Genomic DNA, 16,772 nt, shown 5'->3' with positions numbered 1-16,772 from the left:
AGCTGTTTTTTCATACTCATGTTTATGTCGGCTTGTAACCATGAGGTGCTTATCTCGGATCTGCCAGGTCCTGATGAGCCCTCTGATGGCAAGGTGAGAATTGAAATTTTTAATCGTGCTGACTCTCATAATCTTCCTACGACTAGAGCGGCGGATGAATGGAGTGTCGGAATGCAGCCCTGGGTACTGGTTTTCAGAGGAAATGACAACAATGCCACTTTTGTAGAGGCTGTGCAGGCTTTTGAAATGATCGGGACAGGGAAGAGGTATGTCTTGTTGACAGAACAAACCGATGGTGCCAGTTATCAGATATTGATATTGGCTAATTCAAAGCAGAAATATTATTACGGTTCACAAGTGTATAATTTTGTGGATTTTCCCGCTGGTATGGCTGTCGGGGATAAATTATCGGTTGTCTGTAATAATCTGAAGACTGACCTCTTTACTCCTTCGGATGGAAAATATATGCCGTATGACAATGGGGAAACGATTCCAATGAGTTATTTGCTGCAAGGCTTGACGAATATAGATAATACAACCAAAATAGCGAATTCGGATGATACCCCGTTGCGAATGACGCGTGTGGTAGGGCATGTTCTTATTTTTAACGAGGCTGGTAATTTTAAATTCAAAGGAATAACATCGGTCGGTAATGTCCCTCGGCAGGGGCAGTTGCACAATTTGAGTACAAACATAATGAGTAGTGTAACCAATCTGACGGAGTATAGAAAGGATGCTTCTTATTCGTCCAATCTGATCGATGCGGTAGGAGAGAATACAAATGGGAAGCCGGTTTATTTTTATGAAACGAATTCAAGAGAGAATGATACATATATGATTATTCAGGGAGAATACGAAGGAAAAGATTATTACTATAAGATGTCGATGATTAATATGTATGACCAATTTAATCCGAAGAATCTGTTACGTAATTATGCCTATATATTTCAGATTAAGCAAGTATCAGGGGCGGGTTATGAAACGATTGCCGATGCTAAGCTATCTGGTGCGTCTAATGTGAACCTGAAAACCGAGTTGCTGGTGGATGACAGTGATACACATGAAATAGTGGCTAACGATTCTTACTACCTTGGAGTGAGTAATTCTGTTTTTATAGCTTATACCAGTAGTGCAGTTGAATATAATATATTCGATTTTATAACTAACTGTACAATAAATTTCTCCAACTCCAAAACAATAAGTGGCAATATCTCGTCGGCTCTGTTTAGGTTAACCTCGCCAAGCGATGGAATAATACCTATTGTAGAATCTACCAATCCACGGAAAACGACAGCGAAGGCTTCTATTTCAAATGGGCTGGCAGATCAGGCTCGTGTTACGCTTAATTTAGGTAATCTGGAGAAAGTCGTAGAAATAAAACAAAGAAGTGCGGTCCCTTCAGGTGGGGAAGTTCTTGGATATATACCTTCGGGAGAGATTTATTCGGGTAGAACAATAAACTATTATTGTCTTTCAGCTTCTCTCGATGATGCAACGTCCACTAAAAATTGGATCAAATTGCGTCCTTCATCTATGGTGTCGCGTAATGATACTACCAATATAACGGTGGACGATGGAAAGATATTTGTAGAGGTGGAACCTAATTCTTCCGGTACGGCAAGAAGGGGAGTGGTAAATCTTACGACAATAAGTAGTTCTTCCTCTACAGGTAGTTTTACACAACGTATAAAAATAGATATTGCTCAATTGAGTAATTAGTAAATAAAAAGTCATATAGATGAAAAAAGTATTTATACTTATATTATTGATGCTCGGTTATTTTGTTCCCGGGAGTAAAGCGCAGAAGGTTGCGGTCAAGAGTAATCTGTTGTACGATCTGACAACAACCATGAATCTTGGCCTGGAAATAGGGCTGGCTCCTAAATGGACGTTGGATGTTCCGGTCAATTATAATCCCTGGAAACCGGATAACGGCAGACGTTTACGTCATTGGGGAATACAACCTGAAGTGCGTTATTGGTTCTGCGAGCGTTTCAACCGGACATTTGTTGGATTACATGCACATTATGCAGACTTTAATGTTGGAAATCTTCCGGGACTATTTAGTGATAACATGCAGAAAAACAGGTATCAAGGCCATCTATATGGTGGGGGATTGTCGATCGGTCATTCCTGGATATTGAAAAAGCGCTGGAGCATCGAGGCTTCTGTCGGATTGGGATATGCACGTATCGAATATGAGAAATATCCTTGTGCGGAGTGCGGTTCCAAACTGAAAGATACGGGACGAAATTATTTTGGACCGACAAAAGCGAGTATATCATTTATTTATCTGATTAAATAATAAAATGAGAATGAGAAGAAATATACAATTCATCATATGCGTAATGGCGATTTTATACCTGGGCTGTTTTCCGGTAATGGGACAATCGCGTTCTCATGAAGGGGTTATAACAGTGAATCCGGTACAACTGGAACAGGCCGGTGATTCTCTTTATGTTCATATGGAGATCGTGTTGGACGGTGTGAAAGTGAAATCTACCCGCGGAGTAGATTTTATCCCGCAACTAACTTCTGCAGAAAAGACGTATAGTTTACCGAAAGTCACAATGAAAGGAAAGGATGAATATCGTGTGTATGAACGTACCCTCTCCCTGATGAACGCCAGAGAGAAAACTGAGTATGAAAAACCTTATCTGGTTGAACGTCTAAATAAGCGGACCGACAAAACGATTCAGTACCGGTATGCTTTGCTTTATGAGCCGTGGATGGCAGATGCTCATCTGGACGTGAAACGGGATGAATGCGGTTGCGGAGAAACATTATTAATGAATGTGGAGCCGGTTGTCGATAAGGTTGCATTGGAGCATATACCGGAACCTTATGTCGTTGTGCCTCACATGGCTTTTATCAAACCTGTGGTGGAAGATATCAAACGTCGTGATATACAAGTGGAAAGTTTTCTGGATTTCGAGGTGAATAAAACGAATATTCGTCCCGAATATATGAACAATCCGCAGGAACTGGCAAAGATCCGTTCAATGATCGATGAACTGAAATCCGATCCGAGTATCGAAGTAAAAGGCTTGGATATTATCGGCTATGCTTCTCCGGAAGGTTCTTTGGCGAACAATAAACGTTTATCGGAAGGGCGTGCTATGGCTTTACGCGATTATCTGCTATCCCGGTATGATTTTTCACAAGATCAGTATCGTTCTGTTTTTGGTGGTGAAAACTGGGAGGGCCTTGTGAAAGTACTCGATGCCGGAGATATGGAATATAAGAATGAGATATTGGCTATTATCGATACTTATTCGATAGATACCGAGCGAAAGGCGAAGTTAAAACAGTTTCGCGGAGGTGTACCTTATCAGTATTTACTGAAAAATATTTATCCGGGTTTGCGTGTTGCCGTTTGTAAAGTTAATTATAACGTGAAGAACTTCGATGTGAATGAAGCGAAAGAGGTGATCAAAAGACGTCCGCAGAATCTGAGCCTGAATGAAATGTTCATGGTGGCGAATAGTTATCCGGTCGGTTCCCGAGAATTTGTAGAAGTTTTTGAAATTGCAGTAAGGATGTATCCGGAGAATGATGTAGCAAATATAAATGCGGCAGCAGCGGCTCTTTCTCAGGGAAATCTGGTAGCGGCAGAGCGTTATCTGAATCGGTTGACGGTAAAAAATGTTCAGCCGGAATACGATAATGCGATGGGTGTATTGGCACTGTTGAAAGAAGAGTATGATACGGCAGAGAATTATTTGAACACTGCTGCCCGTTCTGGATTGGAAGCGGCTAAAAATAATTTGAAAGAATTGGAAAAGAAAAGAATCAATATAGTTGAGATTGAGAATAAAATGAGATAAATAAATGAGTAAAAATTACTAATTAAATTTGAGTAAAATGAAGAAGAAAAATCTATTTATGATGGCATGCGCAGCATTACTGTTTGCAGCATGTAGTGAAAGTTTGCCGGATGGCGGCGGAGATGGCGGTGGTGTCGACAATACAGATGGAGAAGCTTGGGTGTCCCTTAGTGTCCGAACAGGAGGAACGACCAAATCCTTGAATACTCCCAATACTGAAAATGGTACTGAAAATGAGACAAAGGTGAATGAAATGATGGTTGTATTCTTTGATAACCATGTGGATACTCCTACTCCTGATCCGAGCGTGGTCGATGTAAAGCTATGGGGGTCTAGTGATCCGGAAATAAATACACCTGGACAAGGCGGTGGAACTGCGACAAGTGCATTCAAGGTGAAAAAGACAGCGAAAGCTTTTATGGTTGTATTAAATCCGTCCACAGAATTTAAAACTGCGGCAACTTTAACAAATGCTAAGTTATCTACCGTAAACGCAGCGATTATTAATACAGATGTGACTTCTGTGATTGGTGCTGACAAAAAGAACTTTATGATGACAAATGCCAAAGGAAAGCTGGAACCAACAAAGATTACAGACACTGGTGGCACTGTTGATGTAGAAGATATAGACTTGGTAACCTATCCAACTGCGGGAGAAGCGGAAAAACAACCGCAACAGCTGACTGTCGATCGCGTCGCTGCGAAAGTACGTTTGTTCGCAGATGAAAATTATACAGGAAACAGTATTGATGTTGCTACTGTTGGATGGGCTTTGAATGTAACGAATAAAAAATATTTCCCGATGTCTGAAAGATCCAAGACGTGGATGGAAACACCAGCAGCTGGTGGTCGTGGTACTTGTATATCTCCATATGATATATGGAAGTTTGGTTCTTACAGGAAAGATCCGAATTTTGAGGGTCAGAAGACGAGTATGCCTAATATCGGTGCATCTCCTTATACGGATAATTATGAATTCTATACTCAGGCTGATGCAACTATTACTGGTAAGTGGTCAGATGCAACGGCTGGTCCTTCCAGTGGTCCTAATGCCTCTAAGATACCGGCATTGTATTGTTTGGAAAATACTCAGGAAGAAGCTGATAATTATCAAGCCTATACAACACATGTATTGCTGAAAGCTACAATCGCACCTACCGGATTAAAACTTCCGAACGATGGGGGTGTCTATAATGGAACAACTAACAGTGATGCCGATGTCGATGATTCAGGAAAGATTATATCCGGAAATGATTGGATTAAGGTCGGTTCCGGTTATTATTCCTATGGCTTGCTTATAAAATATATTGAGGCTGAATTGGTTTCAAAATATAAAAGTGATGATTCTGATAACTTTCCTACTTCGTTGACTACTACATTCAATACTTACCTTACTTATTTGAAAGGAAAATCAGTTGTAGATGTGGATGCGGTTGCTCTTCTAACAAAAGAAGCTTTTACAACTAAATATGGTTCTACCGATAGTGGAATAGAAGCCGGAGCTAAGGAACTTGCTGATTTATTCAAGCAAGCTGGAGTTAGTACTCACGGTGCTGATAGTTATGGTTCTGTTTCTTATTATAAGGGAGGAGATTCCTATTATACTATCATGATCAAACATGATAATGATGAGGATAATACAAACAACAAGCTTGGAGAATTTGGGGTAGTACGTAATTCGGTATATGATATTACTATTAATTCGATTAAGAACCCAGGATATCCGACTATTCCTCCTCCAGATACAGACAAGAAGGATGAGGAAGAAGAAGCCTTCCTCTCTATAGAGATCAATATTAATCCTTGGACCTGGTATACGCAGGGAGTGGATTTATAATTTTGAATGGATGATCTGATTTTTTATAAGAAGTTGTGGGAGAAACCCTCCCACAACTTCACTTTTAACAAATAAGTTTCCGGAGACTTGAAAACTTTGGGATTTTTATTTTGACGGAACGAAGCGTTCTGTCCACCGAATTGGAAATAACGAGAAAAGAGAAATATCTTTTCCTCTATATATAGAATAACTAGAAAAGAAAGAATATGAAGCTAAAAAGCCTATTACGTCACATTACCATATGGGTTATCCTTATCGGCTCTTTGATGACCTCGTGTGACAGCTTTAATGAGGATCTGCCGGAATGCCGTCTGCTTGTAAAGTTCAAGTATGACTATAATATGGAATTTGCGGATGCTTTTCATGCACAGGTCGATAAAGTAGAGCTTTATGTCTTTGATAAAGATGGAAAATTCCTGTTCAAACAAGTAGAAGAAGGAACAGCCTTGTCGACAGGCGATTATCTGATGCCGGTGGTACTTCCGGTCGGGCAATATCAGTTTATGGCATGGGGTGGGGCGCATGAATCCTATGATATCTCTTCATTGGAGAAAGGTGTCTCTTCTATTTCTGATTTGAAGTTGCTCCTGAAGCGCGAAGAATCCCTTATCATCGATAAAGAAGTGGAACCTTTGTGGTATGGAGAAATTATAAACGTTGATTTTACCGGGACAACCCATCAGACAGAGGTGATTAATCTGATAAAAGATACCAACAAAGTCCGGTTTGTCTTTCAGGGTAGTAATGAAGACTCCTGGGGGGTGAATGTAAATGCTTATGATTATGAGATCATAGAATCTAACGGATATTTGGGATACAATAATTCCTTGTTGGATGATGATGTTCTCAGTTACCGGCCATATCATATAGAGCAAAAGAATTTTGCAGCGGCAACAGTCGAGCTGAATACGATGCGTTTTTTAGAAGATCGTAATGCTCGCTTTGTGGTAACAGAAAAAGCGACTGGGAAAAAAGTATTTAATATCAATCTGACCGATTTTCTGATAATGACAAAGATTGAAGGTCATAATATGACTCCACAAGAGTATCTGGACCGTGAGAGTGAATACAAGATCATCTTTTTCTTTTCAGATAATGATCCGTGGCTTGCATTGCGAATTAGTATAAACGGTTGGACTTGGTATTTTCAGAATGAAGGCGGACTGTAAACAGGTACAATATTTGGAATGTGTATCATTTTTTTTTCAGTAGTGCAGTTTGTGAGGAATAGATAATGGTATTGCATTGATTGTTTCGGAAAATGAAACTCGAATCTCGTTAGTTGTTTACATAGTGGCCGGGGAAGAGGCTCGGATGCGTTATAAGAACCGTAAATGCGAGGATAATTTATTGAAAAGCAGCATCTTTGTATAAAATAAATGACGGGAAAATACATTCCCCGTCATCATAAATTCGACATAAAATACTGACCTGTAAATCAGGTAAGTTTAATATTAATACTAGTGTGGGTTCCAGGGGGCAGTGATGTTCTCTGGAATTATTTTTTATGCTATAAACCTGATTACTTTACTGCACCTTCTCGTTCAACTCAGCTCCGGCCTTAAATTTAATAGCTTTGCGAGCTGGAATTGTAATGGTCTGTTTGGTAGCTGGGTTAACACCTTTGCGTTCACCTCTTTCGCTGATAGAGAAAGAACCGAAACCTAAAAGAGAAACTTTGCCTCCGGCTTTCATTTCATCGGATACTGTTTCAATAAAAGCATCAACTGCCTTCTTTGCATCTGTCTTGCTCAATCCTGATTTTTCAGCAACAGATGTAATAAATTCTGTTTTGTTCATGATGGTTTGATAATTAATATGTTAAACAATTCTGTGATAGCCTAAAAGTCGGTCCAAATGTAGTTTTTATTTAATATTCTGCAAAGAAAAACATTGTTTTTTTTATTGATTTACTATGTTTTAGTACTATTTGAAGAAAAAACAATCAAAATATATTTACCTTTGCCGCAAATTGATATGTATATGATGAATCAAAATGGCTCCGGGTTCTTGAATAGTATACCGCCCGTTACAAAAAACCTTATCATTATCAACCTGCTTTTCTGGGTAGCCAGTCTGGTTTTACCGAAAGTAGGGATAGATTTGGTGCAACTATTGGGATTGCACTTCCCGGGTGTGAAAGATTTTTACCCGTTTCAGTTTGTTACTTATATGTTCATGCACGATACACATTCCTTTGCTCATGTCTTTTTCAACATGTTCGGGGTGTATATGTTTGGACGTGTACTTGAGAATGTATGGGGACCGAAACGTTTCCTTACCTTTTATCTGGTGACAGGTATCGGTGCCGGTATCATACAGGAACTGGTATGGGCATATTCCCTTCAGTCTTTTGCGAGTGCCAACGGGTTGTCGCTTTTCCAATTAGTCCGGATGGATCCGTCGCTGAATATGATGATCACGATAGGTGCTTCGGGTTCCGTGTTCGGTATCTTGCTGGCGTTTGCTATGCTGTTTCCGAATGTTCCTTTGTTCCTGATGTTTATCCCGATCCCAATTAAAGCTAAATATTTTGTTGTGTTTTACGGTTTGGCAGAACTATTTATGGGTGTTTCCAGTTTTGGTGGAGATACAGTCGCACACTTTGCCCATCTAGGAGGTATGTTGTTCGGCTACTTTATGGTTCGCTACTGGAAAAAGAAAGATGCAGGCAATGGAAAGTATTTTTACTAATCTGAAGAATACGTTCCGGACAGGGAATATACTGGCTAAGCTTATATATATTAATGTAGGGCTTTTTATCCTGATCCGGTTGCTGGGAGTGATATTTCTGCTTTTTAATGTTCCCGGCATACCTTTTTTACAATATTTACAGATGCCTTCATCGCCGGAACTTCTGATGTATCGGCCCTGGACGGTTATCACTTATATGTTTACCCATTTCGACTTCCTGCATATTCTTTTTAATATGCTTTGGTTGTATTGGTTCGGTGGACTGTTCCTTACATTCTTCAGCGAACGTCAGTTGGGGGGATTGTATCTGTTAGGCGGTATTGCAGGTGCAGTTCTGTTTATGCTTGCTTATAATATTTTCCCGTATTTTCAGACGGTAGCCTCTTCCAGCTATCTGATGGGAGCATCGGCTTCGGTGATGGCAATTGTTTTTGCTGTATCGTTCTATAGGAAAGATCTGGAGATAAATTTGTTCCTGATCGGACGAATCAAATTGATTTATCTGGCGTTGTTCACTTTTGTGATCGATCTGCTGGCTATTACCTCTGATAATGCCGGCGGACATATTGCACATATAGGAGGCGCTTTGTTCGGTATCTGGTTTGCCATGCAGATCAAAAAAGGGAAAGATCTGACTGCTCCGATGAACCGCGTGCTCGACTGGGTTGCGAATCTGGGGAAAAGAAAGCCTAAAATGAAGGTGACCTATAAACGTGCGGAAACCGATTATGAGTATAATGCCCGTAAACAACGGGAGTCGGCTGATATAGATGCTATTCTGGATAAACTGAAACGTTCCGGATACGAAAGCCTTTCGGCTGATGAAAAAAGACAATTATTTGACGCGAGTAAAAAATGAGTGAAGGAATGAAGACACTGAAGTTGTTGTTCAAATCATTGTTTGTTCTTGCCAATGTTTTGATCGTAGTGCTGTTAATAGCTTCAGCCTATTCAGACCGTGTTTCTCCTGATACTATCCTGGGATTTTCCTATTTGGGATTGGCTTTTCCTGTTTTATGCGTCCTGAATCTTTGTTTTGCTCTCTATTGGCTGTTTTTGTGGGAATGGCGATTCCTGTTGATCGGCTTATGTTCTTTTCTGATCTGCTGGGGACCTGTGAAGAAGTATTTTCCTTATCATAGCCGGGTAAAGGATATCCCGAAGGAAAATGTATTGAAGGTGCTTACTTATAATGTAATGGGGTTTGCATATAAAGACCACACGAAGGAATCTCCCAATAAGATCATAGAATATATCGCTAACTCAGGAGCAGATATCGTTTGTCTGCAGGAATATGCAGTGGGTAAATCAGAGAAATTCCTGACTCCGAAAAAGGTTTATCAGGCATTGGATATGTATCCTTACCGTTCTGTTATTCCTATTAATTCATCGGGGTATTTGAATTTTGGTATTGCTGTTTTTTCTAAATATCCCATCTCAAACTCCCGGAGAATAAAATATGAAAGTGATTTTAATGGTTCTTCTGTCCATGAACTGAACGTGAATGGAAAGACATTGACCCTGATTAATAATCATCTGGAGTCGTTTAAGCTGACAATGGAAGACCGGAGCCGTTACACCGCTTTCATTAAAAATATCAGTACGGATACTTTTGACGGCATTAAGGGCGCATTGGAGCAGAAGCTGGGACCGGCTTTTAAAATGCGGGCCAGGCAAGCTGAAGTGGTTGCTGCTGAAATAGCTAAGGCAAAGGGTGATTATGTGGTAGTTTGTGGTGACTTTAACGACACGCCTATCTCATATGCCCATCGCACCGTTCAGGGACCTTTGGTCGATTCGTTTGCCGAATCGGGACAGGGGATGGGAGTTACTTACAATCAGAATATGTTTTGGTTCCGTATCGATAATATATTGCATTCAAAGAATATGAAGTCGATGAACTGTACCATTGATAAAATACGATATTCGGACCATTATCCATTGTGGTGTTATCTGAGTATGTAACTCTGTTGTTCAATTGTTATCTTCTGCAGCATCGAATACATCGCCGAACAGATTCTCTGCAAAGAAAAATGTCGCATTACAGAAAAGTAACGGATCTTTGATTAATGCGATCGTATTACTTTTTCCATTATTGGCAATGACGTTTTCTGCTGGATAAGTCTTGTATTTCTTTTCGTTATTCGGGTCGTACTGATAAGTGATATCGGTCAGTTCGATTGTGTATTTTTCATCGAAGCAATAAATCCTCATTTTATATTTGACGATTGTCTTGTCCGTTTCGTTCAGCAGTAATTCGACTTTGGAGTTGATAAATATCGTTCCTTTCGACTTACTGGAAGTGACGCTTGACAGGAAAACATCTTTCCCATAATTCTTTTTGGCCCACTTATCGATTGCGTTGAACAGTTCGCCCTTTTTCATGCCTTCGACATCTACTTCATCGCTGTAACAGACCTTACCCTCTTTCATGGGTGCGCATGCTTCTACACTGCCTTTATGCCCCTGTGCCATGGTAAGCATAGGGCATATCGACAATAGCAGGATTACTAATCTCTTCATTATTTTACCGTTTATCTGATCCATACGTTAAGTATTTCTCCGATCACTATTTTTTGTGCTCCTTCGCTGGATTCACCTTGCTTGATACACTGGATCATAAACCAGGTTTCCGGATCATCTTTTTTCTTGAAAGAGATCGTATAGATGTCGTTATCTCTGATCGCTTTATAAACTTCACTTTCCGGACTGATGGAGATGGAAGCAATGTTCTTTCCAAACATCTTACCCATTTCTTTCCAGGTAGCATAATGCTCCACCAGATTTTCCTTTTCGGCCGGAGTTACCTCCATTTTGCTGTCAGGTAACATATTCAGTAAGGTTGATGGAACCTTGCCCGGCTCGAATGCACTTAAACCCTGGCAAACTTCCGTATTGTTGCTTGCAGGAGCCTGAGCTATGTTTTGTGCGGGTACTGTTACAACCTGGGTCGTTTGCTCCTGGGCTGGAGTAACAGCATAAGCCGGAACTGTTACGGCTGCCGGTTTTACACCGAATGCTTCACTGGCGCTCCGGAACATCTCGTCTGCAAAATCGATTGTCTTGCGGCGGAATTTACCGTTGCCGCGATTTAGTTTGTCTTTTTTCTTATTCAAAGCGTATTTGTCGGTAATCCATTCTTCTGCTGTATATTTTTCCGGTTCACGTTGATAAGAAACATTGTATTCGTAGCGGATGCCGGCCAGTTTGATGTTGGCAGAGTTGTCTTCACATTCAATCGTTACGCGATAGTCCATCAAGGTACGGTCCAGTGACAATGCTGTGCTTTGGAACACCAGATATTCTTCGCCTACTGCTGCGATATCTCCTTTGTCCTTGTCTGAATAAACCAACCGGCGGCCTTCTTCGCTGAAAAACTTCTCAGCCCATGTGTACATGACGTTATAAATCTGATCCTTGGAAAGTGAAGGCATACTTATCTCTTTGGTAAAGATAACTTTGCCGCCATCTTCAGGAACGGCTCCGGCTAAATACTTCTGATCTTCCTGTGCTATCAGCAGGGAAGGAATAAATAATAATAAGAATAATAGCTGTCTCATGGTGAATTCTGTGTTTTTTTACAGGCAAAGATATATATTTGTGTTTGAAATTAACTATGAGAGTGACAAATAATTAATCTAATTACTACTTGACAAAGAAAAAAAGCCTATATTTGCACCCTGTGAAAAAACGAAAATAAATAATGTAATAACATAAACTCAAGATTCAAATGCAAAACAAAGGATTTGTAAAGGTCTTCGCGGTGTTACTTACGCTTGTATGTTTGTTCTATCTATCGTTCTCATTTGTAACAAGATATTACAACAATAAAGCCGCTGAGTATGCAGGCGGGGATCCGTCGAAAGAGAGTCTTTATTTGGACTCATTATCTACTCAGAAGGTGTGGCTGGGCTATACGCTTAAGCAGTGCCGTGAAATGGAAATTAGTTTAGGACTTGACCTGAAGGGCGGTATGAACGTCGTTCTGGAGTTGAATGTGGCAGATGTTATCCGCTCGCTTTCAAATAACAACCAGGATGAAAACTTCAACAAAGCATTGGATTTAGCCTATGCACGCCAGGCAACCAGTCAGAGAGACTTCATTGACTTGTTTGCAGAAGAGTACAAGAACCTGGACAATGGTGCACGCCTGTCTGCTGTTTTCAGTACTTTCGAATTGAAAGATAAAATTACTCCTCAGAGCACAGATGCTCAGGTTGTTGCAGTATTGAAAGATGAGTTGAAAAGTGCTATCGATAATTCATTCAACGTATTGCGTACCCGTATTGACCGTTTCGGTGTGGTTTCTCCTAACATCCAGCGTTTGGAAACAGCAGGACGTATCCTGGTGGAACTTCCGGGTGTAAAAGAACCTGAACGTGTACGTAAATTGTTACAGGGTAGTGCAAACCTGGAATTCTGGGAAACTTATCAGTTACCGGAAGTTTACCAGCAGTTGGTTGCTGCCGACAATGTACTGGCAACAGTTCTGAAAGAACATAATGACGAAGCTGCTGTTACTGAAACAGAAAGTGTTTCTACTGACGGTACGGATACGACTGCCACTGCTACAGAAACTGTAACAGATAATGCAGCTGCTACAAGCGAAGCTGATTCTTTGCTGCAGCAGATCGCTCAGGATAAACCTGAAGCTCAGGCTAACCAGTCGATGGAAGAATTTGCAAAACAGCATCCGTTGTTTGCTTTGTTGCAGATCAACCAGTATAATGGTCAGTTGGGACGTGGTGCTGCTGTTGGTGTGGCTAACGTAAGAGACATTCCTAAGATCAACGAATATCTGGCAATGAAACAGGTGAAAGACGTATTGCCTCGTAACCTGTCTTTGAAATGGGGTGTAAAAGCAATCGATGAAAAAGAACAGTTCTTCGAATTATATGCTATCAAAGTTACTAACCGTGACGGAACACCTGCTTTAGGTGGTGACGTAGTAACGGATGCTAACGCTGACTTCGTTCAGCAGGCAGGTCGTTCAGAACAGCAGGTTAGTATGGCTATGAACGCAGAAGGAGCTAAAGCATGGGCTCGTCTGACAAAAGAAAATATCGGTAAAGCGATCGCTATCGTTCTGGATGACATGGTTTATTCTGCTCCGAACGTAAACGATGAAATTACCGGCGGACGTTCTCAAATTACTGGTCATTTCACTCCGGAAGAAGCGAAGGACTTAGCGAACGTATTGAAATCAGGTAAGATGGCAGCTTCTGTGCATATCGTACAGGAAGATGTTGTCGGTCCGTCACTGGGTCAGGAAGCTATCAGTTCAGGTGTTATCTCATTTGCACTGGCTTTATTCCTGTTGATGATCTATATGTGTGCATTCTACGGTATTATCCCGGGTCTGATCGCAGACGGAGCCTTGGTGTTGAATATCTTCTTCACAATGGGTATTCTGGCTTCCTTCCAGGCTGTACTTACTTTGCCGGGTATCGCCGGTATGGTATTGACACTGGGTATGGCGGTCGATGCTAACGTGTTGATCTACGAACGTACAAAAGAAGAGCTTCGAGCCGGTAAATCGTTGGGTAAAGCTATTGCCGACGGTTACAGCAATGCCTTCTCTGCTATCTTCGACTCCAACTTGACATCTATCATTACCGGTGTCGTATTGTTCTACTTCGGTACAGGTCCTATCCGTGGTTTCGCAACCACCATGATCATCGGTCTGTTCGCATCCTTCCTTACAGCTGTGTTCCTGACTCGTATTGTTTACGAAGCATTACTGGCTAAAGATAAACTGAAGAATGTAACATTCGTAACTTCTATCACAAAAGACCTGTTGACTAATCCGAAGATCAACTTCCTGGGTGCCCGTAAGGTCGGTTATCTGATCCCTACAGGTATCATCATTCTGGGAGCTATCTCCATGATGACAATTGGTTTGAATAACGGTATCGACTTCACTGGTGGACGTAACTATATCGTTCGTTTCGATCAGGATGTAAAGACGGATGAAGTTCGTAATATGCTGGATGAAAAACTGGATGGTGCTGTAAGTGTTATCACAATCGGTACTCCGGACCAGGTTCGTGTATCTACCAACTTCAAGATCGATGATGCCGATCCAGCAGTAGACCAGGAAATCGAATCTTTATTGTTCGAAGGTGTTAAACCGCTGCTTCCGGAAGGAACAACATTGGATCAGTTTACAACTACTTATATTCAGAGTTCTCAAAAAGTGGGACCGAGTATGGCTGACGACATCAAGAACAGTGCTATCATGGCAGTTATCTTCGCGATGTTCTGTATGGCAGCTTATATCCTGCTTCGTTTCCGTGATATATCATTCTCTGTCGGTGCATTTGCATCAGTTGCAGTGACAACATTGTGTATCATTTCTTTCTATACATTATTATGGAAAGTATTACCGTTCTCTATGGAGGTCGACCAGACATTTATCGCGGCTATCCTGACGATTATCGGTTACTCTATCAATGATACCGTGGTTGTATTCGACCGTATCCGTGAAACGATCGGTCTGTATCCGAAACGTGACCGTTATCAAGTAATTAATGACGCATTGAACTCTACATTATCCCGTACATTCAATACATCATTGACTACATTGGTTGTAGTACTGTGTATCTTTATCCTGGGTGGTAGCACAATCCGTAGCTTTACGTTTGCTATCCTGTTAGGTATTATCATCGGTACTTATGCTACACTGTTCATTGCAACTCCGATTGCATACGAATTGCAGAAGAGGAAAATAAACAAAAAAGCTGCTGCAGAACTTGCTAAGTAAGAAGCAGAAGTCATAGAATTATAGAAAAGGCCACCTCATTTCGGGGTGGCCTTTTTCTTTTTTGTGATATGCTTCTAAACATATAAACCGGAATTGTTCGGATTCATCTAAATAATTACCTTGTAGCCCACTTTAATGAATCGTGGATAAGAGTTAAAACGTCATCAATTTAGACTACATTTGGGTGAACAATTGTCGGAAAAAAGAGATTTGACATGTGTTTAGACCTGAATAATGAAAAGAAAAAATGGAAGGAGATAAATTATTAATAAGAAACGCCTCACAAGTTATTACCTGTTCTGGTTTTGCTGCTAAAAGAGGAGCGGAAATGTCTAACCTTCATATTATTGACGACGGTGCTGTCGTCATCTCAGGCGGTATAATCACACACGTAGGACCGACTAATGATATTTTGCGTACAGTCGATGCAGACGATTATCTGGAAATCGATGCGACCGGACGGGCTTTGCTTCCTGGTTTTGTAGATAGTCATACACATTTTCTTTTCGGAGGTTATCGGGAGAAAGTATTTTCCGAACGTTTGAAAAAGAATTATTCTTTGTCGCCTGTAGAATATAGCGAAGATGTTCTCGGAACTGTCAGTGCTACCCGTTCTTGTGATTTTGAGCAGTTGTGGGAAGCAGGTTATGAGCGTCTGGATGAAATGTTTAATATGGGGGTAACGACTGTAGAGGGGAAGAGCGGCTATGGTCTGGATTTTGATACGGAGTTGAAACAGCTTCGAGTTATGGCAGATTTGAATGACGAGCATCCGATAGATGTTGTTTCTACCTATTTCGGAGGGCATGTTACTCCAGCCGAATATACTCATCAGACAGATGATTACATTACTTATATGATAGAGAAAGTTTTGCCGGAGCTTCGTTTGGAGAGATCGGTAACTTTCTGTGATGTTTATTGTGACCAGGGCTTATTTTCTTTACGTCAGACAGAACGTTTGCTTCGTGCAGCCCGCGGTCTGCGTTTTAAATTGAAAATGCATACAGATTCGATCGCTTCCTTTGATGGGGCGGAACTGGCTGCAAAGTTAAAGACAGTAAGTGCCGATCATTTACTGTATGCTTCAGACGTAGGTATCAAACGTTTGGCATGTAGCGGGATTGTTGCTACTTTACTCCCTTTTAGTTCCTTTTCACAGAATAAGCCATATGCCCGCGGACGTGAAATGATCGATGCCGGTTGTGCGGTAGCTTTGGCTTCTGACTATAATCCGGGGAATTGTTTCTCATGTTCTATTCCAATGTTATTTGCCCTGGCATGTATCCAGATGAAACTGACTCCCGAAGAAGCTTTAACGGCGCTGACCATAAATGGTGCAGCCGCTTTAGGATTGGCGAAAAAGACCGGTAGTATCGATGTAGGGAAGAAGGCTGATTTGATATTATTGAAATATCCGTCATATAAGTTCTTACCTTATAATATCGGAATGAATATCGTAGATACAGTGATCAAGGATGGTATTCTCTATATGATCTGATTGCCGGATATTATCTTGCTTTTTTGTGAAATAGGTCGATATTTTGTATTTAAGATGCTTAAGTATAATGCTTTAGTATGGTTTTTTGTGTGGATTACAGTGACTAGAAAAAACGATCGTTTTTTCTAGTCACTAATTAGGCCATAGAGTAGA

13 protein-coding genes are annotated in these 16,772 nt (G+C 40.8%); 10 read left to right on the top strand and 3 right to left on the bottom strand.

The genetic code is table 11. From position 1 onward, the window contains the following. The first annotated feature begins 24 nt into the window (after positions 1 to 24). The 5 genes from DWW23_RS22525 to DWW23_RS22505 all read left to right on the top strand — a co-directional run bounded on the left by DWW23_RS22525 (position 25) and on the right by DWW23_RS22505 (position 6,833). Positions 25 to 1,719 (top strand): DUF4906 domain-containing protein, encoded by a 1,695-nt coding sequence (locus DWW23_RS22525; protein WP_233564422.1) that lies wholly within the window; start codon positions 25 to 27, stop codon positions 1,717 to 1,719. A 19-nt stretch (positions 1,720 to 1,738) separates the two neighbouring features. Further along, complete coding sequence (locus tag DWW23_RS22520; RefSeq protein ID WP_122356419.1) at positions 1,739 to 2,305, top strand: DUF3575 domain-containing protein; 567 nt, start codon at positions 1,739 to 1,741, stop codon at positions 2,303 to 2,305. Positions 2,306 to 2,315: 10 nt separating this feature from the next. Further along, a complete protein-coding gene (locus DWW23_RS22515; protein ID WP_122356417.1) occupies positions 2,316 to 3,827 on the top strand; it encodes a DUF3868 domain-containing protein in 1,512 nt (503 codons plus the stop codon). 37 nt (positions 3,828 to 3,864) lie between these two features. Further along, positions 3,865 to 5,664 carry an Mfa1 family fimbria major subunit gene (locus DWW23_RS22510; RefSeq protein WP_122356415.1) on the top strand — a complete coding sequence of 600 codons (1,800 nt, stop codon included), beginning with the start codon at positions 3,865 to 3,867 and terminating at the stop codon, positions 5,662 to 5,664. A gap of 206 nt (positions 5,665 to 5,870) precedes the next feature. Beyond that, complete coding sequence (locus DWW23_RS22505; RefSeq protein WP_122356413.1) at positions 5,871 to 6,833, top strand: FimB/Mfa2 family fimbrial subunit; 963 nt, start codon at positions 5,871 to 5,873, stop codon at positions 6,831 to 6,833. 358 nt (positions 6,834 to 7,191) lie between these two features. On the opposite strand, the gene DWW23_RS22500 is transcribed toward DWW23_RS22505, so the two are convergent. Continuing rightward, positions 7,192 to 7,464 (bottom strand): HU family DNA-binding protein, encoded by a 273-nt coding sequence (locus tag DWW23_RS22500; protein ID WP_122356411.1) that lies wholly within the window; start codon positions 7,462 to 7,464, stop codon positions 7,192 to 7,194. Positions 7,465 to 7,647: 183 nt separating this feature from the next. Between DWW23_RS22500 and DWW23_RS22495 the strand changes: the two genes are divergently transcribed. From DWW23_RS22495 to DWW23_RS22485, 3 genes are read left to right on the top strand one after another with little or no spacing between them, the layout of a single operon-like run. Further along, the gene (locus DWW23_RS22495) at positions 7,648 to 8,358 is read left to right on the top strand and encodes a rhomboid family intramembrane serine protease (protein ID WP_122356518.1); all 711 of its coding nucleotides are present in this window, start codon (positions 7,648 to 7,650) and stop codon (positions 8,356 to 8,358) included. Then, positions 8,339 to 9,217: a rhomboid family intramembrane serine protease gene (locus DWW23_RS22490; RefSeq protein WP_122356409.1), complete on the top strand. Its 879-nt coding sequence runs from the start codon at positions 8,339 to 8,341 to the stop codon at positions 9,215 to 9,217. Before DWW23_RS22495 ends, DWW23_RS22490 begins: the two co-directional genes overlap by 20 nt. Positions 9,218 to 9,225: 8 nt before the next feature. Continuing rightward, on the top strand, positions 9,226 to 10,323 hold the full coding sequence (locus DWW23_RS22485) for an endonuclease/exonuclease/phosphatase family protein (RefSeq protein WP_183668668.1): 1,098 nt from the start codon (positions 9,226 to 9,228) through the stop codon (positions 10,321 to 10,323). Between the two features lie 9 nt (positions 10,324 to 10,332). Here DWW23_RS22485 and DWW23_RS22480 read toward each other — a convergent pair whose 3' ends face one another. Then, positions 10,333 to 10,905, bottom strand: a complete 573-nt coding sequence (locus DWW23_RS22480) for a DUF4468 domain-containing protein (RefSeq protein ID WP_122356405.1) — start codon at positions 10,903 to 10,905, stop codon at positions 10,333 to 10,335. After that, on the bottom strand, positions 10,893 to 11,918 hold the full coding sequence (locus DWW23_RS22475) for a DUF4468 domain-containing protein (RefSeq protein ID WP_122356403.1): 1,026 nt from the start codon (positions 11,916 to 11,918) through the stop codon (positions 10,893 to 10,895). The genes DWW23_RS22480 and DWW23_RS22475 overlap by 13 nt, the downstream gene beginning before the upstream one ends. Before the next feature lie 170 nt (positions 11,919 to 12,088). On the opposite strand from DWW23_RS22475, the gene secDF reads away from it, so the two are divergent. Together secDF and hutI are read left to right on the top strand one after the other, a co-directional pair. Further along, positions 12,089 to 15,121 (top strand): protein translocase subunit SecDF, encoded by a 3,033-nt coding sequence (gene secDF / locus DWW23_RS22470; protein ID WP_122356401.1) that lies wholly within the window; start codon positions 12,089 to 12,091, stop codon positions 15,119 to 15,121. A gap of 247 nt (positions 15,122 to 15,368) precedes the next feature. Further along, the gene (hutI, locus tag DWW23_RS22465) at positions 15,369 to 16,619 is read left to right on the top strand and encodes an imidazolonepropionase (protein ID WP_122356399.1); all 1,251 of its coding nucleotides are present in this window, start codon (positions 15,369 to 15,371) and stop codon (positions 16,617 to 16,619) included. Positions 16,620 to 16,772: the final 153 nt, after the last annotated feature.

Source organism: Parabacteroides sp. AF14-59 (assembly GCF_003479515.1).
GTDB classification, from domain to species: domain Bacteria; phylum Bacteroidota; class Bacteroidia; order Bacteroidales; family Tannerellaceae; genus Parabacteroides; species Parabacteroides faecis.
Note: the sequence above shows the minus strand (reverse complement) of the source record. Positions and strands in the feature narration are given on the sequence as shown.

What these genes read in the sequence shown, in the direction of transcription:
- DWW23_RS22505 (WP_122356413.1), top strand. Translation starts at nt 5,871, where the DNA reads ATGAAGCTAAAAAGCCTATTACGTCACATTACCATATGGGTTATCCTT.
- DWW23_RS22475 (WP_122356403.1), bottom strand. Translation starts at nt 11,918, where the DNA reads ATGAGACAGCTATTATTCTTATTATTATTTATTCCTTCCCTGCTGATA.
- DWW23_RS22490 (WP_122356409.1), top strand. Translation starts at nt 8,339, where the DNA reads ATGGAAAGTATTTTTACTAATCTGAAGAATACGTTCCGGACAGGGAAT.
- DWW23_RS22520 (WP_122356419.1), top strand. Translation starts at nt 1,739, where the DNA reads ATGAAAAAAGTATTTATACTTATATTATTGATGCTCGGTTATTTTGTT.
- DWW23_RS22480 (WP_122356405.1), bottom strand. Translation starts at nt 10,905, where the DNA reads ATGGATCAGATAAACGGTAAAATAATGAAGAGATTAGTAATCCTGCTA.
- DWW23_RS22525 (WP_233564422.1), top strand. Translation starts at nt 25, where the DNA reads ATGTCGGCTTGTAACCATGAGGTGCTTATCTCGGATCTGCCAGGTCCT.
- DWW23_RS22500 (WP_122356411.1), bottom strand. Translation starts at nt 7,464, where the DNA reads ATGAACAAAACAGAATTTATTACATCTGTTGCTGAAAAATCAGGATTG.
- hutI (WP_122356399.1), top strand. Translation starts at nt 15,369, where the DNA reads ATGGAAGGAGATAAATTATTAATAAGAAACGCCTCACAAGTTATTACC.
- DWW23_RS22510 (WP_122356415.1), top strand. Translation starts at nt 3,865, where the DNA reads ATGAAGAAGAAAAATCTATTTATGATGGCATGCGCAGCATTACTGTTT.
- secDF (WP_122356401.1), top strand. Translation starts at nt 12,089, where the DNA reads ATGCAAAACAAAGGATTTGTAAAGGTCTTCGCGGTGTTACTTACGCTT.
- DWW23_RS22485 (WP_183668668.1), top strand. Translation starts at nt 9,226, where the DNA reads ATGAAGACACTGAAGTTGTTGTTCAAATCATTGTTTGTTCTTGCCAAT.
- DWW23_RS22515 (WP_122356417.1), top strand. Translation starts at nt 2,316, where the DNA reads ATGAGAAGAAATATACAATTCATCATATGCGTAATGGCGATTTTATAC.
- DWW23_RS22495 (WP_122356518.1), top strand. Translation starts at nt 7,648, where the DNA reads ATGATGAATCAAAATGGCTCCGGGTTCTTGAATAGTATACCGCCCGTT.